The 24894-nt window shown below is 67.8% G+C and carries 29 protein-coding genes and 1 pseudogene; 19 read left to right on the top strand and 11 right to left on the bottom strand.

Annotation, left to right across the window (positions count from 1 at the left end):
- Positions 1-42: 42 nt before the first annotated feature.
- On the top strand, positions 43-1119 hold the full coding sequence (locus OHA10_RS18485; RefSeq protein ID WP_371407463.1) for a ricin-type beta-trefoil lectin domain protein: 1077 nt from the start codon (positions 43-45) through the stop codon (positions 1117-1119).
- Between the two features lie 52 nt (positions 1120-1171).
- Here OHA10_RS18485 and OHA10_RS18480 read toward each other — a convergent pair whose 3' ends face one another.
- Entirely contained in the window at positions 1172-2002 is an 831-nt protein-coding gene (locus tag OHA10_RS18480) for an SAM-dependent methyltransferase (protein WP_371407462.1), read from the bottom strand.
- Between the two features lie 171 nt (positions 2003-2173).
- On the opposite strand from OHA10_RS18480, the gene OHA10_RS18475 reads away from it, so the two are divergent.
- On the top strand, positions 2174-3049 hold the full coding sequence (locus OHA10_RS18475; protein ID WP_371407461.1) for a helix-turn-helix domain-containing protein: 876 nt from the start codon (positions 2174-2176) through the stop codon (positions 3047-3049).
- Here the strand turns inward: OHA10_RS18475 and OHA10_RS18470 are convergent.
- A complete protein-coding gene (locus OHA10_RS18470; RefSeq protein WP_371407460.1) occupies positions 3046-3537 on the bottom strand; it encodes a winged helix-turn-helix transcriptional regulator in 492 nt (163 codons plus the stop codon). The genes OHA10_RS18475 and OHA10_RS18470 overlap by 4 nt on opposite strands.
- Before the next feature lie 6 nt (positions 3538-3543).
- Between OHA10_RS18470 and OHA10_RS18465 the strand changes: the two are divergent.
- Positions 3544-3987, top strand: a pseudogene (locus OHA10_RS18465) (GNAT family N-acetyltransferase); the annotation flags it as partial.
- 78 nt (positions 3988-4065) lie between these two features.
- Here OHA10_RS18465 and OHA10_RS18460 read toward each other — a convergent pair.
- Together OHA10_RS18460 and OHA10_RS18455 are read right to left on the bottom strand one after the other, a co-directional pair.
- Positions 4066-5184: an epoxide hydrolase family protein gene (locus OHA10_RS18460; RefSeq protein WP_371407459.1), complete on the bottom strand. Its 1119-nt coding sequence runs from the start codon at positions 5182-5184 to the stop codon at positions 4066-4068.
- Positions 5174-5521 (bottom strand): VOC family protein, encoded by a 348-nt coding sequence (locus OHA10_RS18455; RefSeq protein WP_371407458.1) that lies wholly within the window; start codon positions 5519-5521, stop codon positions 5174-5176. The genes OHA10_RS18460 and OHA10_RS18455 overlap by 11 nt, the downstream gene beginning before the upstream one ends.
- A 178-nt stretch (positions 5522-5699) precedes the next feature.
- Here OHA10_RS18455 and OHA10_RS18450 point away from each other — a divergent pair, with 178 nt between their 5' ends.
- Positions 5700-6356, top strand: a complete 657-nt coding sequence (locus tag OHA10_RS18450; protein ID WP_371407456.1) for a nucleoside-diphosphate sugar epimerase — start codon at positions 5700-5702, stop codon at positions 6354-6356.
- An 89-nt stretch (positions 6357-6445) separates the two neighbouring features.
- Here the strand turns inward: OHA10_RS18450 and OHA10_RS18445 are convergent, their stop codons facing one another.
- Complete coding sequence (locus tag OHA10_RS18445; protein ID WP_371407455.1) at positions 6446-7024, bottom strand: dienelactone hydrolase family protein; 579 nt, start codon at positions 7022-7024, stop codon at positions 6446-6448.
- A 58-nt stretch (positions 7025-7082) separates the two neighbouring features.
- Between OHA10_RS18445 and OHA10_RS18440 the strand changes: the two genes are divergently transcribed.
- Entirely contained in the window at positions 7083-7664 is a 582-nt protein-coding gene (locus tag OHA10_RS18440; RefSeq protein WP_371407454.1) for an ArsR/SmtB family transcription factor, read from the top strand.
- Here the strand turns inward: OHA10_RS18440 and OHA10_RS18435 are convergent.
- Positions 7628-8131, bottom strand: coding sequence for a MarR family winged helix-turn-helix transcriptional regulator (locus OHA10_RS18435; RefSeq protein ID WP_371407453.1), 504 nt, complete (start codon positions 8129-8131; stop codon positions 7628-7630). The two genes, OHA10_RS18440 and OHA10_RS18435, sit on opposite strands and share 37 nt — an antisense overlap.
- A 58-nt stretch (positions 8132-8189) precedes the next feature.
- Here OHA10_RS18435 and OHA10_RS18430 point away from each other — a divergent pair, with 58 nt between their 5' ends.
- The 3 genes from OHA10_RS18430 to OHA10_RS18420 are packed head-to-tail and all read left to right on the top strand — an operon-like array spanning position 8190 to position 10446.
- Positions 8190-9092, top strand: coding sequence for a glutamate-cysteine ligase family protein (locus OHA10_RS18430; protein WP_371407452.1), 903 nt, complete (start codon positions 8190-8192; stop codon positions 9090-9092).
- Positions 9089-10051, top strand: coding sequence for a hypothetical protein (locus tag OHA10_RS18425; protein WP_371407451.1), 963 nt, complete (start codon positions 9089-9091; stop codon positions 10049-10051). Before OHA10_RS18430 ends, OHA10_RS18425 begins: the two co-directional genes overlap by 4 nt.
- Positions 10048-10446, top strand: coding sequence for an MAPEG family protein (locus OHA10_RS18420; protein WP_371407450.1), 399 nt, complete (start codon positions 10048-10050; stop codon positions 10444-10446). Before OHA10_RS18425 ends, OHA10_RS18420 begins: the two co-directional genes overlap by 4 nt.
- On the opposite strand, the gene OHA10_RS18415 is transcribed toward OHA10_RS18420, so the two are convergent.
- Positions 10424-11260, bottom strand: coding sequence for a helix-turn-helix domain-containing protein (locus tag OHA10_RS18415; protein WP_371407449.1), 837 nt, complete (start codon positions 11258-11260; stop codon positions 10424-10426). The two genes, OHA10_RS18420 and OHA10_RS18415, sit on opposite strands and share 23 nt — an antisense overlap.
- Before the next feature lie 71 nt (positions 11261-11331).
- On the opposite strand from OHA10_RS18415, the gene OHA10_RS18410 reads away from it, so the two are divergent.
- The 11 genes from OHA10_RS18410 (at position 11332) to OHA10_RS18360 (ending at position 21433) form a co-directional block, all read left to right on the top strand.
- Positions 11332-12150, top strand: coding sequence for a phytanoyl-CoA dioxygenase family protein (locus OHA10_RS18410; protein ID WP_371407448.1), 819 nt, complete (start codon positions 11332-11334; stop codon positions 12148-12150).
- 10 nt (positions 12151-12160) lie between these two features.
- Positions 12161-12631, top strand: a complete 471-nt coding sequence (locus tag OHA10_RS18405) for a pyridoxamine 5'-phosphate oxidase (RefSeq protein WP_371407447.1) — start codon at positions 12161-12163, stop codon at positions 12629-12631.
- A gap of 55 nt (positions 12632-12686) precedes the next feature.
- Positions 12687-12890, top strand: a complete 204-nt coding sequence (locus OHA10_RS18400; RefSeq protein ID WP_371407446.1) for a hypothetical protein — start codon at positions 12687-12689, stop codon at positions 12888-12890.
- A 144-nt stretch (positions 12891-13034) separates the two neighbouring features.
- Complete coding sequence (locus tag OHA10_RS18395) at positions 13035-14354, top strand: ABC transporter substrate-binding protein (protein ID WP_371407444.1); 1320 nt, start codon at positions 13035-13037, stop codon at positions 14352-14354.
- Positions 14354-15229, top strand: a complete 876-nt coding sequence (locus tag OHA10_RS18390; protein ID WP_371407442.1) for a carbohydrate ABC transporter permease — start codon at positions 14354-14356, stop codon at positions 15227-15229. Before OHA10_RS18395 ends, OHA10_RS18390 begins: the two co-directional genes overlap by 1 nt.
- Before the next feature lie 4 nt (positions 15230-15233).
- A complete protein-coding gene (locus OHA10_RS18385; RefSeq protein WP_371407441.1) occupies positions 15234-16022 on the top strand; it encodes a carbohydrate ABC transporter permease in 789 nt (262 codons plus the stop codon).
- A 17-nt stretch (positions 16023-16039) separates the two neighbouring features.
- The gene (locus tag OHA10_RS18380) at positions 16040-17173 is read left to right on the top strand and encodes a glycoside hydrolase family 99-like domain-containing protein (protein ID WP_371407440.1); all 1134 of its coding nucleotides are present in this window, start codon (positions 16040-16042) and stop codon (positions 17171-17173) included.
- 6 nt (positions 17174-17179) lie between these two features.
- Positions 17180-18199, top strand: a complete 1020-nt coding sequence (locus OHA10_RS18375) for a LacI family DNA-binding transcriptional regulator (RefSeq protein ID WP_371407960.1) — start codon at positions 17180-17182, stop codon at positions 18197-18199.
- A 23-nt stretch (positions 18200-18222) separates the two neighbouring features.
- Positions 18223-19107, top strand: coding sequence for an NAD(P)-dependent oxidoreductase (locus OHA10_RS18370; protein ID WP_371407439.1), 885 nt, complete (start codon positions 18223-18225; stop codon positions 19105-19107).
- 8 nt (positions 19108-19115) lie between these two features.
- The gene (locus OHA10_RS18365; RefSeq protein ID WP_371407438.1) at positions 19116-21224 is read left to right on the top strand and encodes a catalase; all 2109 of its coding nucleotides are present in this window, start codon (positions 19116-19118) and stop codon (positions 21222-21224) included.
- Entirely contained in the window at positions 21221-21433 is a 213-nt protein-coding gene (locus OHA10_RS18360; RefSeq protein WP_371407437.1) for a hypothetical protein, read from the top strand. Before OHA10_RS18365 ends, OHA10_RS18360 begins: the two co-directional genes overlap by 4 nt.
- Before the next feature lie 10 nt (positions 21434-21443).
- Here the strand turns inward: OHA10_RS18360 and OHA10_RS18355 are convergent, their stop codons facing one another.
- The 4 genes from OHA10_RS18355 to OHA10_RS18340 form a co-directional block, all read right to left on the bottom strand.
- Complete coding sequence (locus OHA10_RS18355) at positions 21444-22175, bottom strand: GAF and ANTAR domain-containing protein (protein WP_371407436.1); 732 nt, start codon at positions 22173-22175, stop codon at positions 21444-21446.
- A gap of 48 nt (positions 22176-22223) precedes the next feature.
- Positions 22224-22940, bottom strand: coding sequence for a GAF and ANTAR domain-containing protein (locus OHA10_RS18350; protein ID WP_371407435.1), 717 nt, complete (start codon positions 22938-22940; stop codon positions 22224-22226).
- Between the two features lie 146 nt (positions 22941-23086).
- Positions 23087-23779 carry a GAF and ANTAR domain-containing protein gene (locus OHA10_RS18345; protein WP_371407434.1) on the bottom strand — a complete coding sequence of 231 codons (693 nt, stop codon included), beginning with the start codon at positions 23777-23779 and terminating at the stop codon, positions 23087-23089.
- A 149-nt stretch (positions 23780-23928) separates the two neighbouring features.
- Positions 23929-24870, bottom strand: a complete 942-nt coding sequence (locus tag OHA10_RS18340; protein ID WP_371407433.1) for an acyl-CoA desaturase — start codon at positions 24868-24870, stop codon at positions 23929-23931.
- Positions 24871-24894: the final 24 nt, after the last annotated feature.

Below are 24894 nucleotides of genomic sequence, written 5' to 3'. Positions count from 1 at the left end.
TGGTCGAAGTCCGCCCCACTTCGCTTGGAGGTAGCACCCCCGATGAGACTCAAATCCCTACTGCTCTGCGCCCTGCTCGGCCTCGCGGCCGTCCTCGTCCCGGGTAGTGCGTCGGCGATCGGCGTCACGCCCGGCACCTACGTCAACTACACGTTCGACACCGCCTCGCTCACGCAGGCCGAGTTCCGGATGACGATCAACAACTCACCCGGGCGCGCGAACGTCTACTGGTCCAACCAGTTCGACTTCACCGGCGGCGACGTCGGCGGGTACACCGGCATGCAGACCCACCGCGACGGCGGCGGCATGTTCCTCTACTCGCTCTGGAACTCGACCGACATGCGCGTCGGCGACGCCGGCACGTACTGCATCAAGTTCCAGGAGGACGGCACCGGCGGCAGCTGCCGACTCGACCGAGCCCCGACACCCGGCCACACCTACGCGTTCGCGGTAACCAGTGAAGGCAGCGGCTGGTACGGCGTCACCGTCCGCGACCTCACCGCCGGTACGTCGTTCAAACTCGGCAGCCTGCAGACTGGCGCCGGCAACACCATCAGTACGTCGGGAATGGTGAGCTGGACCGAGTACTTCGACTGGAACAACGACAAGGCCACCTGCGACGACGAGCCGTACTCGAAGCTGACGATGAACCTGCCGACCAGCGGAAGTCTGACCGCGCACTTCACCGGCAGCTCGGAGAGCACCGGCTGCGCGGCGGACAGCCAGGTCACGCTGAACGGCTCGACCGCCGTCCAGGAGAACGGCATCGGGAACTCCGCATCCGGCGACATCCGCGGCAGCGGCGGTTGTCTGGACGTCTCCGGCTCGGACGGTACGACGATCCTGCTGTACACCTGCACCGGCAACGACAACCAGAACTGGGTGCATGCGGAGAACAAGACGTTCCACGCCCAGTTCAGCTGTCTCGACTCGAGCGCGACGCAAGCCGGCGCCGTGATCCTCTACAGCTGCCACGGCGGCGCCAACCAGCAGTGGACGCAGCCCGGCGACGGCACCATCCGCGCCAACGGGCTGTGCCTGACCGCACCAGGTGCTCTCGGCAATCCCGTAACCGTTGCCTCATGCAACAACTCGGCGGCGCAGCGCTGGACGTTCTGAAACCGCGCGACGCCCGGGACCGCAATGGTCCCGGGCGTCAGTGCGACCTGGGTCAGAGCTTGCGGCCGACCCCGCCGACGATGCACTCCTCGACCTGGTTCAGCGGCTTGAGCCGCGGGCCGTCCGGCCACCAGTCGTCGCAGAGCACCAGGCCCGGCGGCACCAGCTCCTGGTCCGGGAAGAACTCCATCAGCTCCTTGCGGGTGCGGAACCGGCCGCTGCCCATCGGGCTGTGGATGAACTTCTCCTCCATCTTCTGGGCGACCTCGGTGTGCTCCGGAGTCTCCGGGTCGTAGAAGTGCGAGATCACCGTGTACGACCCGGGCACCACCGCGTCGACGTACTTCTGCATGATCTGCGCACCTTCGGTGCCGATGTAGTGGTGCAGCGTGCCGGCCTGCATCACGGCGATCGGCTGGCTGAAGTCGAGGAAGTCACGCACCTCGGGCTTGCTCAGCACCTCGTCCGGCTCGAAGATGTCGGCGCTGACGAACAGCGTGTTCTCGTTCTCCTCGAGCAGCGCGCGGCCGTGCGCGAGCACCACCGGGTCGTTGTCGATGTAGAGCACCTTGGCCTCGGGCTGGATCCGCTGCACGACCTGGTGGGTGTTCTCGGCGGTCGGCAGACCGGATCCGCAGTCCAGGTACTGCGTGATCCCCGCCTGGCCGGCCAGGAACCGGCACGAGCGGATCAGGAAGTTCCGGTTCGACCAGGCCAGGTCCTGGGCCTGCGGCGCGGCGGCCTGGACCCCACGCAGTACCTCGCGGTCGACCTCGAAGTTGTCCTTGCCGCCCAAGAAGGCGTCGTAGACCCGGGCGATGCTGGCCCGACTGGTGTCGACGCCGACGGGGATCGAACTGGGTGCCTGTTTGGCATCGGGCATCGGGTGGACCTCGCAGAGAGTGGTCGGAAATCTGTGAGGCCGACTCTACTGACCGTAGGGCCCGTTGGACACACCGTATCTGCGCGTCGGGGTGGACGAGGTCACTATCTGTTGTGAAATGATCAGCTGTTGCATCGGGACACCATGGGGACAGCGGCTGGGAGGCATGAGGTGACCGAGCCGGGCGCGTACGGCGGACCGACCGCCCTGCGCATCATGCTCGGTGTGCACCTGCGCCGTCTCCGCGAGCAGGCCCAGATCAGCCGCACCGACGCGGGCTGGGCGATCCGCGGCTCGGAATCCAAGATCAGCCGGCTCGAGCTCGGCCGGGTCGGGTTCAAGGTGCGCGACGTCGACGACCTGCTGACGCTCTACAAGGTCGAGGACGACGAGGAGCGCGAACGCCTGCTGACATTGGCCCGCGAGGCCAACAGCCCGGGCTGGTGGCAACGGTTCGACGACCTCACGCCGCAGTGGTTCCACTCCTATCTCGGGCTCGAGATGGCAGCGGATCTCATTCGTACGTTCGAGTTGCAGTTCGTCCCGGGTCTGCTGCAGACACCGGAGTACGCGCGGGCCGTCATGCAGCTCGGCCGGCAGGACGTCCCGTTGTCGCGGGCCGAGCAGGATCGCCTTGTCTCGTTGCGAATGAGCCGCCAGGAAGTGCTGACGCGGCAACGACCCGCGCGGCTCTGGGCGGTCATCGACGAGGCCGTACTGCGACGTCCGATCGGCAGCCCGGCAATCCTCAGAGCCCAGCTGGAGCACCTGATCGACGCGTCGCGACGGCACAATGTCACGCTGCAGATCATCCCGTTCTCCAAGGGCGGTTACACCGCGACCGGAGGCGCGTTCACCCTGCTCCGCTTCAACGATGCCGACCTCCCGGACATCGTCTACATCGAGCACCTGACCAGCGCTGTCTACCTCGACAAGCGCGACGAACTCGACACGTACGTCGTCACGATGGACGCCGTCTCGATCACCGCCGCCCAGCCGCGCGAAACCGAAAAACTGATCCGCCAGGCGATCGAACGCTTGTCCTAGCGTCGCTGAGCGCCGGGCCCGGGGCGGAAGGCAACCTCCCGCGGAGCCGGCTCGTGGCCGGCCTCGCAGTGCATGGTCACGGTGACACGTTCGCCGCAGTCGCCGCGGTGGCGCGGCTCGATCGGCGCGCCGGCGGCAAGCGGCAGGTACTCGTCGCCCCACTGGATCATTGCCACCAGCACCGGATAGAGGTCCAGACCGGCCTCCGTCAGCCGGTACTCCGAACGCTCGCGCTGGCCGGGCAGCCGGTAAGGATGGCGGCGGATCAGGCCGCGCTCGATCAGCGCGGCGAGGCGCTCGGTGAGAACCTGGCGCGGGATGCCCGCCCGCGCACGGATGTCCTCGAACCGGCGGACGCCGACGAAGATCTCGCGGAGGACGTGAAAAGTCCACTTGTCGCCGAGGATCTCCATCACCCGGGAGATCGTGCAGTTCTCCGTGGACCAGTTCATCGCCTCGGGCATCTGCTCACTGACCGCCACGCTCATGGGTTCATGATAAGTCTGCTTGACAGACTCAGCCAAGCAGGTAACGCTGAATCCGTGAACCAGACTCAGGCGAGACCGCCACTCGTCCGTCGCGCCGGCGAACCCGACGCGGACGAGCTGGCCAGGATGCTGTCGAGGCTGACCGACCTCAGCCGCTACTTCCGCTTCCAGACCGCGATCGGTTCTCCGCCGCGGGCGGCGTTGCTGCTGCGACTGCTGTGCCCGACCGGCGCGGCGTTCGTGGCAACGCGCGAGGACACGATCGTCGGCCATGCGATGTGGGCGTGGGCGCCGGGAGAATCGACAGCCGAGCTTGCCGCGGTCATCGGCGAGGACGACCAGCGTCGTGGGCTGGGGATCCGGATGCTGGCGATCGCCGCCGCGGATGCGATCGCGGCCGGCGCGAAGTACTTCCTGTTCGTCGTGGGTGCGGCCAACGAACGTTCGATCCGGATGGTCCGCCGCCGTTGGCCGGACGCGACCGTGGAGCGCGACGGAACGTTGCTCACGTTCGTCGCACCGGCCCGGCTACCGGACCAGCCGGAAGAACGTGCGGATGTCGTCGACGAGCAGGTCGGGAGCCTCGAGAGCCGCGAAGTGTCCACCGCGGGTGAACTCAGACCAATGGACGATGTGGTGCCTGCGGTCTAGCACGCGGCGGATCGCGGGATCGGTCGGGAAGACCGCTATGCCTGTCGGCACACCCGGCCGGAGGTCGTCGGCGGCGCGGCGATTCTCGTAGTACAGATTGGCGGAAGTCGCGCTGCTGTTGGTGAACCAGTAGATCGACACGTCCGTGAGCAGGTGGTCCAGGTCGACCGCATCCTCCGGCAGCGCGCGCTCCGGATCGGTCCACTCCCAGAACTTCTCCAGGATCCACGCCAACTGGCCGACCGGCGAATCACTCAAGCCGTACGACACCGTCTGCGGCCGCGTCCCCTGCAGCTCGGCGTACCCGGTCCCGACCGCACGCAACCGCTCGGCCGCGGCCAACCGCTCGCGTTCCGCATCGGTCTGCACATCACCTGGCTCGACGGCCGGAAACGCCAGCCCGCCGTTGATATGTACGCCGACCACGTGCTCCGGATCGACCTGTCCGAGAAGAGGTGAGACGACCGATCCCGTGTCGCCACCTTGCGCGCCGTACCGCTCGTATCCGAGCCGGCGCATCAGCTCCGCCCAGGCGCGCGCGATCCGCCCGTGATTCCAGCCGTCCTGCAACGGCAGCGAGAACCCGTGCCCCGGCACGGACGGCGCGACGACGTGAAAGGCATCGCGCCGATCCCCGCCGTACGCCGCCGGATCCGTCAGCGGACCGAGCACCTCCAGGAACTCCGCCACCGATCCTGGCCACCCGTGTGTCATCACCAGTGGCAACGCGTCGGCTTCCGGCGATCGAAGGTGCAGGAAGTGGATCGTCTGACCGTCAATCTCGGTCGTGAACTGCGGGTAGCCGTTCAGCCGCGCCTCCCACGAGCGCCAGTCGTACGCCGCCCATCGCTCCGCGACCCGCCGCAGGTGATCGACCGGTACCCCGCGCGTCCACCCGTTCCCAGGTAGTTGCCGAGGCCAACGAATCCGCCGGAGCCTGGCGCGCAGATCGTCCAGGTCGTCGTCGGGCACCCGGATGCGGAACTCAGAGATCATGCGCCCGCTCGTGCAGCGGCTCGTACAACCCGACCTCGCCTCCGCCCGGCAACCGGAACGCCGTCAGCACACCCCACCGCTGCCGTTGCACAGGCTGCGAGAACTCCACCCCGCGCGAGGTCAGGTCGGCCATCGTGGCGTCGAGGTCGTCGCACATCAGCAACAGCTCGTGCGACGCAGCCTCGGCCGGATGCACCGCCACCTCGGCCGGCGGCAACGTGAAGATCAGCCACCCCTGCCCGGCATCGACCGACGGATACCCCAGCACGTCCCGGAAGAACACCCGATCCGCGTCGGCATCCGTGCTGTAGATGATCACATGGGCTCCGTTGATCATCTCCGACACGATACCCGGGAATACCGGCACCTCCGGGCCGAGTTGCCGCAAGCATGATCCTCGTGACAGGCGCCGGCGGAAACGTCGGCCGGGAACTGACCGGCCTTCTGCCGCAGGCACGAACCCTCGACCGCGGATCCGGCGCCGACCTGGCCCGACCGGGACCCTCACCGCGGCGTTGCAGGACGTCGACACGGTCTTCCTGATCTGGCCGTTCCTCACCGCCGATGGTGCCGTCGCGACCCTCGGCGAGATCGCCCGGCACGCCCGACGGGTCCTCTACCTGTCCTCGTCGGCGGTGCGGTTCGGGGCCGACACCGACCCGATCACCCGGCTGCACGCCGAACTCGAGGCTGCTGTCCGGCAATCAGGGCTGGAGTGGACGATCCTCCGGGCCGACACCTTCGCCTCCAACGCACTCGGCTGGGCCGGCCAGCTGCGCACGGGTGACATCGTCCGCGGGCCCGACAACGCGGCGACTGCTGTAATCGATCCCGCCGACATCGCCGCTGCCGCCGTGCATGTCCTGCATGAACCACAACCGGGGGCCCTGCACACCCTCACTGGTCCGGAGGTGCTGACCCGCGCCGATCAGGTGGCGATTCTCGGTGCGGCGCTGGGTCGTGCGCTGACCTTTGCGCCGACACCGTTCGACGAGGCGCGGGCGCAACTGCGTGCGGACGGAAGGCCGGACGCGCTGGTGGAGGCGCTGATCGGGAGCGCTCAGAACCGGCCGGCGTCCGATCTCGTCACGGACGCCGTGCAGGACCTGACAGGTCGGCCCGCACGCAGTTTCCGCGCCTGGGCCGACCGGAACGCGGCCGCCTTCGCCTGATCCATCCTCGACGACTCAGTCCTCGATGACGACGGCCAGGGCAGGCGGGTCGAGGCTCCGGTCGCGGTCGAGTCCGCGGCGGCGCAGGCCTAACCGAGCTTGCCGAGGAAGTCGAGGGCGCGCTGCATCAAGAGCTTGGCCGCACCCTCGTCGTAGCCCGGCAACGAGGAGTCGGCGAAGAGGTGCTCCTTGCCGGGGTAGAGGAACAGTTCGGCGGTGTCGACGGCGGCGACCAGGGCTTTAGCAGCATCCAGGTCGCCGCCTTCCTCGGTGAACCACGGATCCTCGTCCATACCGTGCACCTGCACCGGCACGCCGTCGGGCCACGTGCCGAACTCCTCCACCGGGAGGCACGAGTCGAAGAAGAGCGCGCCGACGGCGCCCGGACGGGTCTGCGTGAGTTGCTGCGCGGGCATGACGCCGAGCGAGAACCCGGCGTACACGATGGACTCGGGCAGGCTCTGCGCCGCCTCCACACCGCGCTCCAGGAGCACCCCGAAGCCGGTCTTCTTCGCATATCCGATGCCCTCGTCGAGGGTCGCGAAGGTGTTGCCCTCGTAGACGTCGGGCGTGTGGACGACGTGACCCGCCTGCCGGAGCTCGTCGGCGAACGCCTTCACCCCCTCGGTCAACCCCTGCGCGTGGTGGAACAGCACGATCTCGGCCATCTTCGGCTCCAATGATCCAGATATCTCGAACAATCCACGATGCTAGTCTATTCGCATCATGTCAGACAACACCTCGGTGCCGGACTACGAGCTGGCGGACACCATCGAGCTGACCACCGCGGAGCAGGTGCGAGCGATCAGCGACCCGTTGCGGACGACGATTCTCGGGCTGCTGCACGAGCGGGCCGCGACGGTGACCGAGCTGGCCACCGCGGTCGGCCGACCGAAGAGCACGGTCGCGCACCACGTGAAGGTGCTGGCCGACGCGGGCATCCTGCAGGTGGTGCGGACCCGGCGGGTGCGGGCGATCGAGGAGCGGTTCTACGGCCGGGCGGCGCGGATGTTCTACGTCGGGCTCGGGCGGCAGGGGCCGGACGGGATGCTGCCCCATGACTTCAACGACTTCGAGGTCGCGGCCGAGGAGTCCAAACCGGCGTACGACGCGGGTGAGATGCGCTCGTTCATCCGGCACGCACGGATCCCGGAGGAGCGGGCGGCGGAGTTCTGGCAGCAGGTGGACCGGCTGATCCACAGCTTCGACCAGCTCCCCCGATCGGGCGACACGACGTACGGCTTCACCGTCGGTCTCTACCCGATCGTCGACTACCCGACCTTGCCGCCGACGGACGACGAGGTCTGAGCTTCGTGTTCAGCTGACACCCGGTCGAGGACGTCGACGACGCGGGCGAGGACATCGCGGGCGACGGCGTACTCGTGTTCGCCGAACTCCTCGGCGAAGCGCTTTTCCAGGTCGATCAGATGCTGGAAGCCGTCGCCGGCGACGGCCAGTCCGTGCTCGGAGTAGGTGACCACCTTCGCCCGGCGATCATCCGGATCCGAGCGCATCTCCAGCAGGTCGAGCGCGACCATGTCGCGGATCACCTCACCCATCGACTGCCGGGTGATCCCTGCCCGCACCGCCATGTCCGCGGCCCGGGCACCCTCGGCGTGCAGGAAGCCGAAGACCGAGTTGTGCGCCATCTTCACCTCGGTATGACCGTCGAGATGGGCCCGGCGGACCATGTCGGACTGCAGCGCCCGGTTGGCCCGCTCGACCAGTGCGATCAACGGCTTCTGCTCAGGTCGCGGCACCTCAGCTCTTGACATGTCGTAAGGATACCTTCCAATATTTCGACAGGAAACCTTACGGTATCAGGAGGGCCCGATGGACGCCATGGAGCTTCACCGAGTGGTTGCGGGCCTGTTCGCGCGGGGGCGCCGACAGACGGTCCGGGTCGCGGTCGAGCAGGAGTACGTGGTCGCCGACCTGGACGGCGGTGTGGTCCCGATCGAGCGAGTACGGCGGGCCGCCGCGGGGGCGGACGCGGCGCCGTACGTCACGTTCGAACCGGGCGGTCAGCTCGAGCTGAGCCTGCCGCCGTCGCTCGATCCGGTCGGTGAGTTGGAGGTGCTGACCGCGGAGCTGCGGAGCCGGCTGGGCCGGGAAGGCATCAGGCTGCTGACGATCCCCGTGGATCCGCGGACCGACGTGCCGTTGCAGCTGACGTCTCCGCGGTACGTCGCGATGCAGCGGCACTTCGACTCGATCGGACCGGCCGGGCGGCGGATGATGCGGCGGACCGCGTCGACGCAGATCTGCCTGGATTGGTGGCCGGGGGCGGCGGGGATCGAGCAGTGGCGGGTGCTGAATCTGGCCGGGCCGTTGGTGGCCGCGGCCTTCGCGCGGGACGGCGGGCGGTTGAGTACGTGGCTGGACGTCGATCCCACGCGGACCGGGTTCGACGACCGGGTGCTGCGCGGCGATCCGATTGCGTCGTACGCCGCGTTCGCCGCTGGGGCTACGAACTTCGTGGACGGGGTGGAAGCACATGTGACCACGCTGTTCCCGCCGGTGCGGCCACGAGGCACCTACCTCGAGGTTCGCTTCCTCGACGCCCAGGAACCAGCCGGGGTGGAACGCGCCGTCGCCGTGCTCTCTCGCTTGATGTACGACGGCGCCCACCGGCGCGACGTGCTTCGAGCGCTCGAACCCGAGCGGGACAACCTGGCCGGACACTGGCGGGCTGCCGCGACGGCCGGCGTCGGCTTGCAGGAGGTGGCGGCATGAACGGCGTGCTGTTCGTCACCGATCCGCTGCCCGGGTTGGCCGGGGACATTGACGCCAGCGTCGGATTGATGAGTGCGACGCAGGAGCTCGGCTTCGACGTCTGGTGTTGCGGGCCGGAGGAGCTCGCGGTGGTCGACGGGCGGGTCCGGGCGCATGCGCGACGGATCCGGCTCCGGCCGCGGCACGCGCCGGGCGGCGACCATCGGTGGATCGTCGACGCGACCTGGTGGGACGAGCTGGAGACCGCGGTCGTCGACGTGGCGTCGCTCGATCTGGTCCACCTGCGGATCGATCCGCCGGTCGATGCGCGGTACCTGCACACGACGTACCTGCTAGATCTGGTCGAGCGGGCCGGCACCCGGGTGATCAACCGGCCGGAAGGCATCCGGGCGATGCACGAGAAGCTCGTCGCGCTGCACTTCCCCGAGCTCTGTCCCCCGACGTACGTCGGCGCCGATCCTGCCGAACTGCGATCGTTCGTCGCCCGGGTCGGCACGGCAGTCGTCAAACCGGTCGACGGATTCGCGGGACTCGACGTCTGGCTGGTGCACGACGACCAGGGCGCGGTCGCGCTGCTCGAGTCCGCGAGCCACGGCGGACGACGGCTGGTGATCGCGCAGCAGTACCTGCCTGCTGTTGCGCATGGCAACAAACGGTTGTTCCTGCTCGACGGCGACATCGTCGGCGCGGTACTGCGCCGGCCGGCCGTCGACGACTTCCGGATCGGCCCGCCGATCGCACCGGCCGAGCCGGACGAGGACGATCACGCGATCGTCGCCGCCCTCGGGCCGGTACTGCGCACGCACGGCCTCGCCATCGCCGGTCTGGATGTGATCGGCGGCCGGCTGATCGAGGTCAACGTCACCTGCCCGGGCGGTATGCACAAGACCGACGCGCTGCTCGGGACCCGACTCAGTCAAACCATCATGAGCCGTTTGTTCGAAGGAGCACTCGTATGAGTCTCGACACCATCACCATCGTCTGCATCGCGCTGCTGGGCATCCTGCTGTTCCTGCTCGGCGCCAACGTCACCCGGAACCGCGCCCTCCGCGGCGCCGGCAACCAGTTACCCACCGATCCCACCGACCGGCTGATGATCGCGGTCCGCGCGCACGGCAACGCGGCCGAGTACATCCCGACGATGATCGTCCTCCTGCTCGTCTGCTCGGTACTGTCCGACAGCTGGGTGGTCGACCTCCTGGCGATCGCGGCCGTGTTCGTCCGGTACGTGCATGCGATCGGCATGTTGACGTCGCGCAGTCTCGCGACCCACGGCCCGCTCCGCGATGTCGGTGCCATGGGCACCTATCTGGTCGGGCTCGCGCTGGGCGTCACCGCGCTGGTGACGATCTGAACGCCGTCGGGGTGGTCCCGGTCAGCTGACGGAACACGCGGGCGAAGTGCTGGCTGGAGCTGAAGCCGAGGCTGACGGCGAGCGCCGTGACGGTGATGTCGCTGGTTTCGAGGAGTTGGCGGGCGCGGTCGATCCGGCGTTCGTTGAGGTACCGGTGGGGCGGCTGGCCGAGTTCGGTGGTGAAGAGCTCGGCCAGGTACGCCGGTGCGAGTCCGGTGCGATCACCCAGCTCCCGCAGGGTCCAGCGCTCGTGAAACTCCTGGTCCAGCAGGCGTTTCACGGTCCGCACCGCCGGGTGCATCGCAAGCTGCGGTACGGCGGCCGGCGCCAGACACCGCGATACCGCGAGCATCAGGTGGTCGACTGCCAGCGTCAGTCCGGTGTCGGCGTACTCGTAGCGGGTGGTGACCTCGCGGACCAGTTGCGCGAAGGCGTGCGTGAGCTCGCCCGCCTCCCGGTGTACGACGGTCTTCGGCCAGGGCAGCGCGAGCGCGGGCTGTCGTTGTACGACGGGTTCGCGGTCGATCGCGGCGAAGTAGAAGTGATGGTTGCCGGACCGGCCGGCCAGGTGATGGGTGACACCGGGCGGTACGGCGAACAGATGCCCTGGGTGGAGGACGTAGCTCTCGTCGCCGGCGACCCAGTGCGTGCTGCCGTGCTGTTGCAGGTAGATCTCCCAGACCGGATGTTCGTGCGGCTCGATCAAGAACTGCTCAGGCACCCATTGCTCGCCCGCGTGCAGCAGGCCACTGTCCCCCGGGAAACCTTCGGCGTGGAATCCGGCGCGGAGGCCGCTGGGACGATGCAAGGACACCTGAAGATTGTGTCCAGTTGCCTGAACATCGGCAACGCCGTACCAGTCTCCCGATTCCTAGGTTGGTCTGCATGGAGCTACCTGGAGCAGATGACATCGCCTTCTACCGCGAGCACGGCTACTGGATCTCGCCGGTGATCGTGCCGCCCGACGTACTCGATGCGGCCGAGCGCGGAATGGCGCGGTTCTACGCCGGCGACCACGACCACACGCTGCCCGATCTGCCCGCGACGCGCGGGTGGCAGGCGGCCGATGGCGACGTACTGCGGAAGAACGACTACTCGTCCTTGCGGGTCGACGAACTGGCCGCGTTGGTACGGCACCCGGCGATCGGTGCGACCGCGGCCGCGTTGTCCGGCGCGGACGGGATCCGGCTCTGGCACGACCAACTGCTGTTCAAGCCACCGGGCGGTTCGGCGCGGGTCGGATGGCACACGGATCGGCAGTACTGGCAGTCGTGTACGTCGGACGACATGCTCACCGCGTGGGTCGGGTTCCACGACGTGGATGAGGTGAACGGGGCGGTGGGGTTCCTGCCCGGCAGTCACCGGTGGTCCGTGACCGGGCTGGATTTCTTCTCGCAGGACAACGCCGGGCTGGAGGCGTCGATCGCGGCGCAGGGGTTCGACCCGACACCCGTCGTACCGCGGATGAAGCGCGGGCAGGTCAGCTTCCACCACTGCCGGACCGTCCACGGGAGCTCAGCCAACCTGAGTACGGCACCGCGCCGGTCGATCGCGATCCATCTCCAGCCGTCGAGCAACCGTTGGCGCCCCGGTTCGACTCACCCCAACGACACCCTCGTCCACCGGAACCCCGACCCGGACTACACGGATCCGGCGATCCAGCCGACCCTCTGGCCACTTGAGAACCGGACCACGGTCCGTTAGTTTCGTTGACATGCAAGGACTTGAGCGGATCAACGAACTCGGACGGCAGGATCATTACCTGGCGGTGGCGATCACGCAGCGACGGTCCGGCGAGCCGGCCGCATCGGTGGTGAATGCCGGCGTCCTCGATCATCCCCTGACCGGCGAGCCGATCGCGGCGTTCGTCGCTCGTGGGCACACGGCGAAGCTCGCTCATCTGCGGCGGACCCCGCAGGCGACATTGGTGTTCCGCGCGGGATGGCAGTGGATGGGCGTCAGCGGGTCGGTCGAGCTCGCCGGGCCGGACGACCCGCTGCCAGGGATCGGCGCGGAGCGGCTGCGGGTGTTGCTGCGTGACATCTACGCCGCGGCGGGCGGAGTACATCCGGATCTCGAGGAGTACGACCGCGAGATGGTCGCGGACCGGCGCACGGCGGTGTTGATCCGGCCGGAGCACTTCACGAACAACCCGCCCGGCGCGGACCACCAGGAGGACGCGTGAACCTCGCCGCGGGCTAAGGTCGGGCTGACCACTCACCGTGACTGAAGGAGTACTCATGGCCGACGAGGACGCCTGGAGTGGGGTCGTCGTGAAGAAGTCGCGGGCCATGTTCGACGGCTCGAACCTGTACCGCCGGCTCGAGGTCGAGCTCGACGGCGGCGAGAAGCAGAAGGTCAAGGTGCCCCGGGACCTGTGGAAGCAGCTCGAGGTCGGCGACCGGGTCAGCAAGGCGGCGGGCGCGGACCCGGTTCGCGGCTGACCGCACGGCATCGCGTGACCGCTGACCAGCTCCGGGCTGGTGAAATGATTCATTAATTGGCCGCATCCGGTCGACCTCTGGACAGCGAAATTACCCCTGGCTACGATCGCAGCCGGTTGAAACATTTCACTCAAGGAGCTCGAGATGTATCGCTCAGGAACGAGGAGGGCTGCCGTTCTCGCGGTCATCGCCCTCGCCGCGGCCGGCCTTGCTGGGTGCGGCTCAGGGTCGAAGGAGCAGGCCGGGAGCGGTCCGGTGTCGCTGACCTGGTGGGGCTGGAACGCCTTCAACAGCGTCCAGGCGATCAAGGACTTCCAGACCGCCAACCCGCAGATCAAGGTCACGTACAAGCAGTTCGCCTACAACGACTACGTCACCGCGCTCCGGCCGGGGCTGTCGTCGGACAAGGGTCCGGACGTCTTCCAGGTCCAGCCCGGCGACCTGACCACGAACTTCGGCCCGCTGGCGGTCCCGGTCGAGGACCGTGCCGCCAAGGATCTCGGCAAGGACTGGGCGAGCAAGTTCAACCCGGAGGGGCTCAGCCAGCTGCAGCTCGACAAGAAGCAGGTGGCACTGCCGGCATACATGTCGGCGGCCGGACTCATCTACTACAACAAGAAGATCCTCGACCAGTACGGCCTCGGCGTACCGACCGACTTCGAGCAGTGGAAGAAGGTCTGCGCGACGCTCAAGACCCACAACGTGAAGTGCCTCGCGCACGGCGCCAAGGACGCGTGGGTCAACACCGACGTGTACCTGTCGCTGATCAACAGCATCGCACCCGGCAAGGTGTACGACGCGATCCAGGGCAAGGCGTCGTGGACCGACCAGGAGTTCGTACAGGCCATGAACTCCTGGAAGGACCTGTTCACCAGCGGCATCATCCCGGCCGGCGCGACCGCGGCCACGGAGTACCCGGATGCGCAGACCACGTTCCTGTCCGACCAGGCGGCGTTCATTGCCCTGGGCACCTGGAACACGCCGGCGACGATGACGAAGACGGGGCAGGTCGACGCGCAGAAGACCGTGACGAAGAAGATCGACGGCCTGTTCCTGTCCGCTCCGTTCCCGGCGCCGGTGACCGGTGGGCAGTCGACGAAGCTGTTCGGCGGCCCGGACAACGGGTTCGCGGTCTCGGCGAAGTCGTCGAAGCAGGACGCGGCGTTCAAGTTCCTCGAGTTCCTGACCGCTGGTGACGGCCAGAAGATCCAGGCGGCGGGCGGAAACATCCCCGCGGTCACCTCCGTCAAGGTGGCGACCACCGATGTCATCAACCCGGCGCAGGTCGCGGACATCGAGCGTCAGCAGCAGTCGCTGACCGACCTGATCGGCGCGCGACAGATCCCCTACAGCGACCTGACCACCGCCCTCGGCGACGCATTGTCGGCCGTCGCGGCAGGTACGACGTCCCCCGAAGACGCACTCGAGAAGGTCGAGTCGGCCTCGAAATCGGTGAGCCGCTAGTGCAGGGTCACCGCCCGCTGGCGCTGTCGGACTACCTGTGGGCGCTGCCCGCGCTGATCCTCGTCATCGGCGTGATCCACGCGGGCATCGCGGCCAACGCGTTCTACTCGCTGTTCGACTGGTCCGGTGTGGGTTCGCCGACCGACTTCGTGGGTGGCGCCAATTATTCGAAGCTTCTGCAGGACCCGGTCTTCTGGCAGGCGCTGCGCAACACGCTCGCCTTCGCGGTGGCCACGGTCGCGATCCAGCTCACTCTCGGCCTCGCGCTGGCGATCCTGGTGCGTACGAAGGTACGGCTGCGCGGCCTGCTGCGGACGCTCGTCTTCGTCCCGGTCGTCCTCGCACCGGCCGTCGTGGCCACGTCGTACCGCATCCTGCTCACGCCGGACGGCGGCTTCAACCAGCTGCTGCAGCGGCTCGGACTGCACGGCTTCGACCACGCCTGGCTGGCCGATCCGAAGACGGCGTTCGGCACGATCATCCTGATCAACGTCTGGCAGTACACCGGCTACAGCTTCCTGATCTACGACGCCGCGATCGGTCAGATCGATCGCGGGCTGTTCGAGGCCGCACGCCTCGACGGCGCGACGACCTGGCAGCTGAACACGACGGTCGTCGCGCCGATGCTGCGCGGATCGCACCTGGTGCTGATCGTGCTCGGCTTCATCAGCTCGCTGAAGATGTTCGATCTCGTCTTCCTCACCACCGGCGGCGGTCCGGGTACGACGACGCAGGTGCTGACCGGCTACATCTACAAGCAGGTGATCGCGCAGTTCCACGCCGGGTACGGCGCCGCGCTGTCGATCGTGCTCGTACTGATCGCGCTCGTCTTCTCGATCCTGCAGGTCCGCCTCTCGACCAGCGAAAGCCAGTAGCGACATGTTCCAGTTCCAGAGACTGCCGGGACGCGTGCTCAGCCAGATGCTCGTGCTCATCGCGCTCGTGGTGCTCGTGATCCCGCTCGTGCTCATCGTGAAGGAATCCCTGGGGGGCGAGGGGCTCACCAACTACACGGTGGTCCTGTCGTCGACACCGTTCCTGCGATTCTTCGCGAACAGCCTGATCGTCTCGGTGTCGACGGTCGTCCTCGTGATGTTCCTCGGCCTCAGCGCGTCGTACGGGTTCGCCGTACTGCGGCCGCGTGGTTCGAGGATCGGCGCCGTCGTCATCCTGACCGGGCTCGCGCTGCCCGCGATCGCCCTCGTCGTCCCGTTGTACTACGTCATCCAGGCGATCGGGCTGCTCGATACCTACTGGTCGGTGATCATCCCGCTGACGGTGATCTCGATACCGTTCGGGGTACTTGTCAGCAGCAACTACATTCGCGGCCTGCCGGCCGAGCTGTACGAGGCCGGCCGGCTCGACGGCGCGAACTCGTGGCAGTTCTTCTGGCAGATCCTAGTGCCGATCTGCCGGCCGATCCTTTCGGTGGTCGCGATCTTCACGTTCCTCGCCGCGTGGAACGAGTACCTGCTGCCGTTGCTGTTCATCCAGTCGACCGATCTGCAGGTGCTGACCCAGGTCCCGACGTACTTCCAGAGTGAGCGACTGGTCGACACCCCGAAGATCTTCGCCGCGAACATCCTGATCTCGCTGCCGGTCGTGGTGGTTTTCGTCGTCCTGCAGAAGACCTTCCGTACCGGCATCTCGGCCGGCGCGGTCAAATGAACCAAGGAGCCTCATCGATGCATCGACCGAAGATCCTCGCGTACTACTTCCCGGACTGGCACGCCGATCCGCGGAACGCGAAGTGGTTCGGCCAGGACTGGGACGAGTGGAGACTGCTCGAGGCCGCGAAGCCACGCTTCGACGGCCATCGGCAACCTCGCATTCCGCTCGGCGGTCGATTCGACGAGGCGACCCCGGCCGCGGCGGAACATCAGATCCGGCTCGCGAAGGAGTACGGCGTCGACGGCTTCCTCGTCGACTACTACTGGTACGACGACGGGCCTTATCTGCAAGGCGCTCTCGACGACGGTCTGCTCGCCGCGCGGAACAGCGACGACATCACGTTCGCGTTGATGTGGGCGAACCACGAGCTGGTCGACATCTTCCCGCACGACGATCCGGCCAACGATTCTCCGCAGCGGCTCAAGAACGGCGCGATCGACCGCGCCGCCTTCGAGAAGCTGGCCCGGCACGTCATCGACACGTACTTCGCCCGCCCGAACTACCTCACGATCGACGGCCGGCCCTGGCTGACGATCTACGAGCTGGGCAACCTGATCATCGGTCTCGGTGGCGTCGAGGAGACAGCGGACGCGCTGCGGTGGTTCGACGAGCAGACCCGGCAGGCCGGGTTCGACGGACTTCATCTGGATGCGGTGATCTGGGGCGTCGGCGTACTCCCCGCGGCGATCACACCCGACGATCCGGCCGAGCTGGTGCGGAAGCTCGGTTTCCGGTCCGCGACGTCGTACGTGTGGGTGCATCATGCCGACCTCGGCCGGTTCGAGTTCCCGCGCGCCGGGATCGGGCCGCTGCGGGAGGCCGCGTTCGCGGAGTACGAGCGGTACGCCGCGGAACTCGACGTACCGTTCTACCCGAATGTGACGGTCGGGTGGGACTCGTCGCCGCGGACCGCCCAGGATCGGGAGTTCGTCCGCGGACGGTATCCATGGACGACGACGTTCGATCCGTCGCCCGAGGAGTTCAAGGAAGGGCTGCTGGCGGCGAAGTCGTTCCTCGAACGCCACGGTCAACCGCACCCGATCATCACCGTGAACGCGTGGAACGAGTGGACGGAGGGCTCGGCGCTGCTCCCCGACAGCCACAATGGCTACGGGTTCCTCGAGATGATCCGGGATGTATTCAGCTAGTTGGAGATGAACTTGGCGAAGAACGTCACGATCAAGGACGTCGCCGCGCTCGCGGGCGTGTCGATCGGCACGGTGTCGAACTACATCAACGGCACCAAGACGGTGGCCGAGGCGACCCGCGAGCGGATCGACCGCGCGATCGAGGAGACCCGGTTCGTCCCCAACCGCGCCGTCCGCACGCTGCGCGGGAACCGCACGCACACCCTCGGGCTGCTCGTCCCGGACGCCGCGAACCCTTATTTCACGGAGATCGCCCGCGGGGTCGAGGACGTGGCCCGCAGCCGGGGCTTCGTGCTTGTGTACTGCGACACCGCCGGCGACCCGGTCCGTCAGGGCGTCTACGTGCGCAACCTGGCCGAGATGCGGGCCGGCGGCCTGATCATCGCGTCGGCGACCGCGGAGCCGCCGGACCTCGGCGATCTCGAGTCGATCGGTACGCCGATCGTCGTCCTCGGGCACGAAGGTATGGCGCTGACGTCGTCCGCGGTCGTCGTCGATCAGCACCGCGGCGGGTTCCTGGCGATGAAGCACCTGCTGGACCTGGGCCACCGGCGGGTGCTGTTCGCCGGCGGCCCGGGCGGCGATCTCGTCCTGAAGGCGCGCTACGAGGGCGCGATGCTCGCAATCGAGGCAGCCGGAGAGGACCCCGGGCTGCTGCAGCGCGCCGACGCGGCCGGCCGGACGATCCGCGAGCGCAGCGAACTGGCCGACCTCATCACCGCGATGCGACCGCGACCGACGGCGGTCCTCTGCGGCAACGACATGATCGCGATCGCGATCGTCAACAAGCTGATCCGGGACGGCTGGTCGGTTCCCGGCGACATCGCGGTCGTCGGGTACGACGACATCGGCGAGGCACAGCTCGCCGTCGTACCGCTGACCACGATCCGGCAGCCCGCCCACGACATCGGGGAGTCCGCCGCCCGCCTCCTGTTCGAGACCTCGGACGACCCGTCCCGGCCGCATCGGCAGGTCACCTTCACACCGGAGCTCGTGGTCCGCGCGTCCACGATCCCCCGGAGCTAGCTCCCGCCGCCGACAATGGCGTCATGGTTGAGATCGCGCTTGTCGGCGCCGGCCGGATCGGGCTGCCGGTTGCCCGGCACCTCGTCGCCGGCGGACATTCGGTCCGGGTTCACGACGTCCGCGCCGAGGTCGAGGAACGAGTCACGGAGTTCGGTGCGACCTGGGGCGAACCGTTGCCGGAGACCGCTGTCCTCGTCACGGTTCTGCCCGGGAGTCCGGAGTTGGGGTCAGTCATGCCCGGCCTGCTGGACCGCCTCCGCCCGGGAACGATCTGGCTCGACCTGACCAGCGCGTCCCCCGCCCTCGGAGCCGAACTGGCCGCAGCCGCGAGCCGCCACGGCATCGACTACCTGGAGATTCCCGTGGGCGGCGGTCCCGACGCGGCCGAGACAGGTGAACTCACCCTGTATGCCGGCGGCGAACCAGCGACCCTCGACCGGGCCGAACCGATCCTGCGCACGTTCGCCCGGCAGGTGCACCACACCGGTCCGCACGGCACCGGGTACCTGACCAAGCTGCTGGTCAACCTCCTGTGGTTCAACCAGGTCGTTGCCGTCGGTGAGGTCCTGATGCTCGGCCGGAGCGGCGGGCTGGACCCTGCCCGCCTGCGGGAGTTGCTGCTGAAGGGTCCGGCCGCCTCGGCCTTCATCGAGGACGTCGTACCCCGTCTGCTCGTCGGTGACCAGTTGGCGACCTTCGGGCTGGACCGGATCGTCGAGGAACTCGAATCCCTCGAACATTTCGCCGGTCAACACGAAGTACCCGCCGCGATGACCTCGCTGGTCAGCAGCGTGCACCGGGACGCCCTAGCGCGCTTCGGCCCGGTCGACGGCGAGCTCCTCGCGATCGCCCACCTCGAGCAGACCCGTGTAGATCGGGGTACCGGAGGTGAACCGCATCTTTCTTGAGGAGTCCCATGCCCCCGAAACCCAAAGCTTCCCGCGCACCGCGCCGATCGAGCGCAGCGCCGGCAGCACCCGCACAGCAGCCGGACGAGCGTCCGGTCGAGGCGGCCGAGGGCAAGCTCCAGACCAGTTCGCTGCTCACCACGGCACAGGGCGTGCGACTCTCTGACACCGACCATTCGCTGAAGGCCGGCCCGCGCGGTCCGAGCCTGATGGACGACTTCCATCTGCGCGAGAAGATCACGCACTTCGACCACGAGCGGATCCCGGAGCGGGTCGTGCACGCACGCGGCGCGGCTGCTCACGGAACGTTCACGGCGTACGGGAATGCCGGCTCCGTCACCAAGGCCGGATTCCTGCAGGGCGGCCGGGAGACACCGGTGTTCGTCCGGTTCTCTACCGTGCTCGGCTCCCGCGGCTCGGCCGACACCGTCCGCGACGTCCGTGGATTCGCGACGAAGTTCTACACCGGCGAGGGGAACTTCGACCTGGTCGGCAACAACATGCCGGTCTTCTTCATCCAGGACGGGATCAAGTTCCCCGACATCATCCACGCCGGCAAGCCGCACCCGGACCGCGAGATCCCGCAGGCGCAGACCGCCCACGACACCTTCTGGGACTTCGTCTCGTTGCATACCGAGGCGACCCATCACGTGATGTGGGCGATGTCCGACCGCGGTATCCCTCGCTCCTACCGGACGATGGAAGGCTTCGGCGTCCACACGTTCCGGCTGGTGAACGCCAAGGACGAGACGTGCCTGGTCAAGTTCCACTGGAAGCCGGTCGCCGGGATCCACTCGCTGGTCTGGGAAGAAGCCCAGATCGCCGCCGGCGCCGATCCCGACTTCCATCGGCGGGACCTTGCCGACGGCATCGAGGCCGGCGCACCGCTGGAGTTCGAGCTGGGTCTGCAGATCATGCCCGACTCCGACGACCAGACCTTCGAGGGTATCGATCTGCTCGACCCGACCAAGATCGTTCCCGAGGAGCTCTGCGAGGTCCAGCTGGTCGGCAAGCTCACGCTGGACCGCAACCCGACCAACTACTTCGCCGAGACCGAGCAGGTCGCGTTCCACACCGGCAATCTGGTGCCCGGGATCGAGGTCACCGACGACCCGCTGATGCAGGCCCGGCTGTTCTCCTACCTCGACACCCAGCTGACCCGTCTGGGCGGCCCGAACTTCACCCAGTTGCCGATCAACTGCCCGCACGCCGGGGTCAACGACAACCTCCGCGACGGCATGCACCAGACCGCAGTACACCGCGGGGTGGCGCCGTACCTGCCGAACAGCCTCGGTCAGGAAGGCGAGCCGGTGCCCGCCGAGCCCGACGAGGGCGCTTTCGTGCACGTCCCGCGTGAGGTCAGCGGGCCGAAGGTACGGGCGAACCCGGCGTCGTTCGCCGACCACTTCTCCCAGGCCGCGCTGTTCTGGGCGAGCATGACCGCGATCGAACGCGCGCACATCGTCGAGGCGTTCACCTTCGAGCTGAGCAAGTGCTACGAGCAGCCGATCCGCGAACGGATGCTCGGCGTCCTCGCCAACGTCGCCACAGATCTGTGTACGGCGGTCGCGGCGGGACTCGAACTGCCCGCACCCAGCGGAACTCCGACCGCCGACCCGGTACCCTCCCCCGCGCTGTCCCAGATCGTCGACGCCCCCGGGCCGATCGCCGGCCGGGTGATCGGAGTGATCGCGTCCGACGGCGCCGACCTCGCCGGAATCAGCAAGCTGCGCCGAGCCGTCGAGGCCAAGGGCGCCGTACTGCGGATCGTCGCGCCCTCCGGCGGCACGATCAAGCACGGCCGCTCGACCCAGCCGGTCGAGCGCACGTTCCTCACCACCCGATCGATCGAATACGACGCCGTGGTCGTTGCCGCCGGCAACCCGACGCTGGTCGACGGCAGGCTGACCGTCCTGCTGGGCGAACTCTTCCGGCACTGCAAGGTCATCGCCGCCTGGGGCGACGGCGCCGACGTACTCACGGCTGCCGGCATCGACACCACCGCACCCGGGATCGTCGTCGGCGAGACCGTCGCCAAGCCCTACACCACCGAACTCATCACCGCCGTAGGCCTGCACCGAGCCTGGGACCGCTCGGGCCTGACGACCGCGTCATGAACACGGCCGACCGCCACCGGCTGGATCACCTCCAGTTGCCCGCCCACGTGGATCTGTGGATCCACGGTCGCTGGCAGCCGGGATGGCTCATCGCCTGCGAGAATCATCCGTCCGGCTGGCGCGGCCTGGTCCAGCACCAGGACCAGACTCACACCGAGACCACCGAATGGATGGCCGCCGAACAGATAGCCCCACGTCCGACCCCTTGAGGGCCCGTGGTCAGGAGTTGCTCGTGGGTTGGAGATCGGCAGGAGTGACAGCGCCTGTGGTGACGTCTGTCGCGACCGAGCCGAGACGCAGGTGGTTCTGGCGCGCGTAGTGCCGCATCAGCGCGAAGGCGGCGTCCAGAGGGATGTCCGCTCGTGCAGCCAGGACACCCTTCGCCTGTTCGATCACGATCCGGCTGTTCAGCGCGCCCTGCAGCTGTTCGGCCAGGATCTCACTGGAGCGGATAGCGCGCTCCTGCAGCAGTGCCACGGTCGCAATGTCGCACAGGGCCTGGCCGAGGTCGAGATCTTCCGGACTCAACCTCGTCCGTCGCTCGCAGAACAGGTTGATCGCACCGATCGTCTCTCCGCGCAGCCGTAACGGCAGCGCGTGGGTCGACCGGTAGCCGGCCGCGGTCGCCGCGGCGTAGAAGCTGGGCCATCGCTGACCGACCTCGTCGAGGTCGATGTTCGCAATCTGCTGCCCGCTGGTGTAGCAGTCCAGACACGGGCCCTCGTCGTTCTGCAGGACGAACAGCTCGAGCAGCCGGGCCTCCTCGGTCGTGGATGCCATCACGTGCAGCAGACCGCGCTGATCGGCCAGGATCAGCCCGGACGCATCTGCCTGGAGCAGCTCGACGCTGCGATCGCACAGCAGATGGAGAAGGTCGATGACATCGAAGTCGTCGACGAGGCTGTCGGCGAGTTCGACGAAGACTCGCCCGAGGCGTTGCTCCCTGGTCATGACCTGATTCCTTTCCGGGCCGGTGGTCCGATCTCCGGATCGCCTTGCCTACTCATCATGATCGTCCTCGGGGTAAAAGGTGAGTCGCCGGTTCAGAACGTCCTTCGCGACCTCGAGCAGCGGGCGCTCCGCGGCGTAGGCACGGGCGCGCAGGAGCAGCAGGGCCTCGGTCAGTCCGACCGCGGCCTGGACCGAGATCATCCCGGTGGCCTGATGAACCTCGCGATGCCCGTCGGCGGCGACGGCCAGGAGCGGGTGCAGCTCACCGAGAGGTGCGCTGTGTTGCAGGTCGAGAAGGACTGTCGTCGCGGCGGCGGCGAAGTCGATCGCCTCGGCCAGCTGGAGAGGCTCCAACGATCCGGTGATCGTGCGGTAGAGGTCGAGTACTCCCAACCGGATCACGCCCACCTGGAGCGGGAACGCGAACACGGCGGCGATTCCGGCAGCGGTCGCCGACGACGTGAATCCCGGCCAGTGCGACATACCGCTGCGGCCCAGGTCCGGTTCGAGCACCGGCCTGCCCGCTCGTGACGCGTCCAGGCACGGACCTTCTCCCAGGGAGTGCTGCAGGTTCTCCAGTTCCGCTGACGGGCCGTCGGTCGCGACCAGCAGGCCGGCGTGACCGGCCGCCGTCATCAGGGCAACGCTCGCGCCGTCGACGTGCACCGCCGTGAGCGCCGCGGTGACCAGTCGCTGCATCACCTGCGCGGCCGTGCTGGTCCGGCCGGGCGGATCGGTCAGCACCTCGAGAAGGATCTGACGCACACGTGGTGATGCCACTGATCAGCTCACCTCGGACGTCATCGCGCGCCTTGGCTCGCTCGGCCGGGCGATCCCGGTCATGACGTCGCACCTGCCACTGTGCCGGGCGAGGAGTCCGCTGTCCACCGGGCTCACCGGGGGCCGTCCGGTCAGCCCGGCAGCTGAGCTGCCCGGTGCGACGATCGCGTGGAGTGCCGCTGCGCCGAGACCAGGTCCGCCGCAACGGTGCGCAACTTGACGTTGTGGTCCTGCGAATGGCGCCGCAGCAACACCAATGCCTGATCGGATCCGATGTCGAAACGCTCCATCAAGATGCCGACCGCCTGGCCGATCGCGGTGTGGGCATCGATCGCGCGGATGAGCGTCTCGGCCGTCGTCACCGTGCTGATCGCGATCGCGATATGCGTGGCCAGTGCCCCTGCAAGCGCCTGGTCCGCCTGGCGGAACGCACTCCGCTCGCGGGCATAGACGTCGAGTACCCCGATGTCGTGATGCCGAGCCCGGATGACGCTGCTCATCACGCTGTGAAGCCCCAGCTCCGTCGAAACCTCCACGGCGGTGTCACCGACCATCACCGGCCGGGAGCGAACTGTCTTCATGCCCTCGCCGTGCTCGTACCGGATGTACCCCGCTCTGGTCGCCCGCGAGTCCGACCCGGCGACCCGCCATCGGCTCACGCCGTGGCCCGGCCACAGCACGATGGCAGCGCAGTCACAGGTGAGGGCGACGGACACGAACCGCAACGTCTGCTCCAGCAGCGTGTCCAGATCCGGCGCCATGTAGAGATCGCCGGTCAGCGTGGCCAGCGCGGCCGCGGACCGGTCCGCGTCCCGGGCGCTCATGACGCCGGCCGCCAACTCGAAGGGATTGACGATCGATCCATGCCTGTGCGCATGGCAACACCCCGGATCTCAGCGACGACCACTGCCGCGGTGTCTGGGGCAGCCTGACCCGATCAGTCAGGTAAGGACATCCTACTCCGCGCCACCTCTCACGCGAGGGCTGTGCGCTTCCTCTTCAAACGCTCCTCGTCCGGCCATTTCACGTCGTACACCCAGCCGAGCCGTTCGAAGCGTTTGATCAGCCAGGCGTTGATGTCGACCTGTCCCCTGAGCACACCGTGACGTGCGCAGGTCGGGTCGGCGTGGTGGAGGTTGTGCCACGACTCGCCCTGGCTCAGCAATGCGAGCCACCACACGTTCCCGGACCGATCGCGGGCGGCGAACGGCGTACGTCCGGTGACATGGCAGATGGAGTTGATCGAGAACGTGACGTGGTGCATCAGAGCGACGCGGACCAGCGTGCCCCAGAAGAATCCGGTCGCGGCACCGTGCCACGACCGGTCCCACAACCCGCCGATGAGCGCGGGGGCCAGCAGAGATAGCACCGCCAGCGGACGGAAGTGCCTCGAGACCGATGCCATGTCGCGATCGTTCAGGAGATCCGGCGCATAGCGCTTCGGGTCGGCGCGCTCCTGTCCCCACAGCACCCATCCGACATGGGCGAAGACGAACCCCTTGGTCACGGCCCAGGCGCTGGTGCCGTACCGCCACGGCGAATGCGGGTCGCCGTCCCGGTCGGAGTACTTGTGGTGCTTGCGGTGGTCGGCCACCCAGCGGATCACGGGACCTTCGAGTGCCATGCTGCCGGCGATCGCGAGCGCGATCTTGAGGCCGCGCGTGCTCTTGAAAGCGCTGTGCGTGAAGCCCCGGTGATAGCCGACGCCGATGCCGGTGGTGGTGAGCATGTAGAACACGACCAGCAGTACGACGTCCCGCCAGCCGATCCAGCCGCCCCAGGCGAAGAAGATCCCCGGCAGCAGCGCCAGGGTGGGTACCACGATGAACACCCAGATGAGCGCACGCTCGAGCTTGCCACCGACGGGCTGGAACTCACCCGGGGGCGAAGCGACTGGATCTGCGGTTGAAGTCACGGCCACTCCTCGAGACTGATCCCC

It is taken from the genome of Kribbella sp. NBC_00662 (genome assembly GCF_041430295.1).
Lineage (GTDB): Bacteria > Actinomycetota > Actinomycetes > Propionibacteriales > Kribbellaceae > Kribbella.
Note: the sequence above shows the minus strand (reverse complement) of the source record. Positions and strands in the feature narration are given on the sequence as shown.

Coding starts and splice junctions, on each gene's coding strand:
- OHA10_RS18445 (WP_371407455.1), bottom strand. CDS start 7,024: ATGGCCGAGATCGTGCTGTTCCACCACGCGCAGGGGTTGACCGAGGGG.
- OHA10_RS18360 (WP_371407437.1), top strand. CDS start 21,221: ATGAACACGGCCGACCGCCACCGGCTGGATCACCTCCAGTTGCCCGCC.
- OHA10_RS18385 (WP_371407441.1), top strand. CDS start 15,234: ATGTTCCAGTTCCAGAGACTGCCGGGACGCGTGCTCAGCCAGATGCTC.
- OHA10_RS18470 (WP_371407460.1), bottom strand. CDS start 3,537: ATGAGCGTGGCGGTCAGTGAGCAGATGCCCGAGGCGATGAACTGGTCC.
- OHA10_RS18380 (WP_371407440.1), top strand. CDS start 16,040: ATGCATCGACCGAAGATCCTCGCGTACTACTTCCCGGACTGGCACGCC.
- OHA10_RS18455 (WP_371407458.1), bottom strand. CDS start 5,521: ATGATCAACGGAGCCCATGTGATCATCTACAGCACGGATGCCGACGCG.
- OHA10_RS18435 (WP_371407453.1), bottom strand. CDS start 8,131: ATGTCAAGAGCTGAGGTGCCGCGACCTGAGCAGAAGCCGTTGATCGCA.
- OHA10_RS18410 (WP_371407448.1), top strand. CDS start 11,332: ATGGAGCTACCTGGAGCAGATGACATCGCCTTCTACCGCGAGCACGGC.
- OHA10_RS18420 (WP_371407450.1), top strand. CDS start 10,048: ATGAGTCTCGACACCATCACCATCGTCTGCATCGCGCTGCTGGGCATC.
- OHA10_RS18425 (WP_371407451.1), top strand. CDS start 9,089: ATGAACGGCGTGCTGTTCGTCACCGATCCGCTGCCCGGGTTGGCCGGG.
- OHA10_RS18355 (WP_371407436.1), bottom strand. CDS start 22,175: ATGACCAGGGAGCAACGCCTCGGGCGAGTCTTCGTCGAACTCGCCGAC.
- OHA10_RS18480 (WP_371407462.1), bottom strand. CDS start 2,002: ATGCCCGATGCCAAACAGGCACCCAGTTCGATCCCCGTCGGCGTCGAC.
- OHA10_RS18370 (WP_371407439.1), top strand. CDS start 18,223: ATGGTTGAGATCGCGCTTGTCGGCGCCGGCCGGATCGGGCTGCCGGTT.
- OHA10_RS18485 (WP_371407463.1), top strand. CDS start 43: ATGAGACTCAAATCCCTACTGCTCTGCGCCCTGCTCGGCCTCGCGGCC.
- OHA10_RS18395 (WP_371407444.1), top strand. CDS start 13,035: ATGTATCGCTCAGGAACGAGGAGGGCTGCCGTTCTCGCGGTCATCGCC.
- OHA10_RS18400 (WP_371407446.1), top strand. CDS start 12,687: ATGGCCGACGAGGACGCCTGGAGTGGGGTCGTCGTGAAGAAGTCGCGG.
- OHA10_RS18365 (WP_371407438.1), top strand. CDS start 19,116: ATGCCCCCGAAACCCAAAGCTTCCCGCGCACCGCGCCGATCGAGCGCA.
- OHA10_RS18405 (WP_371407447.1), top strand. CDS start 12,161: ATGCAAGGACTTGAGCGGATCAACGAACTCGGACGGCAGGATCATTAC.
- OHA10_RS18345 (WP_371407434.1), bottom strand. CDS start 23,779: ATGAGCGCCCGGGACGCGGACCGGTCCGCGGCCGCGCTGGCCACGCTG.
- OHA10_RS18430 (WP_371407452.1), top strand. CDS start 8,190: ATGGACGCCATGGAGCTTCACCGAGTGGTTGCGGGCCTGTTCGCGCGG.
- OHA10_RS18440 (WP_371407454.1), top strand. CDS start 7,083: ATGTCAGACAACACCTCGGTGCCGGACTACGAGCTGGCGGACACCATC.
- OHA10_RS18375 (WP_371407960.1), top strand. CDS start 17,180: ATGAACTTGGCGAAGAACGTCACGATCAAGGACGTCGCCGCGCTCGCG.
- OHA10_RS18460 (WP_371407459.1), bottom strand. CDS start 5,184: ATGATCTCTGAGTTCCGCATCCGGGTGCCCGACGACGACCTGGACGAT.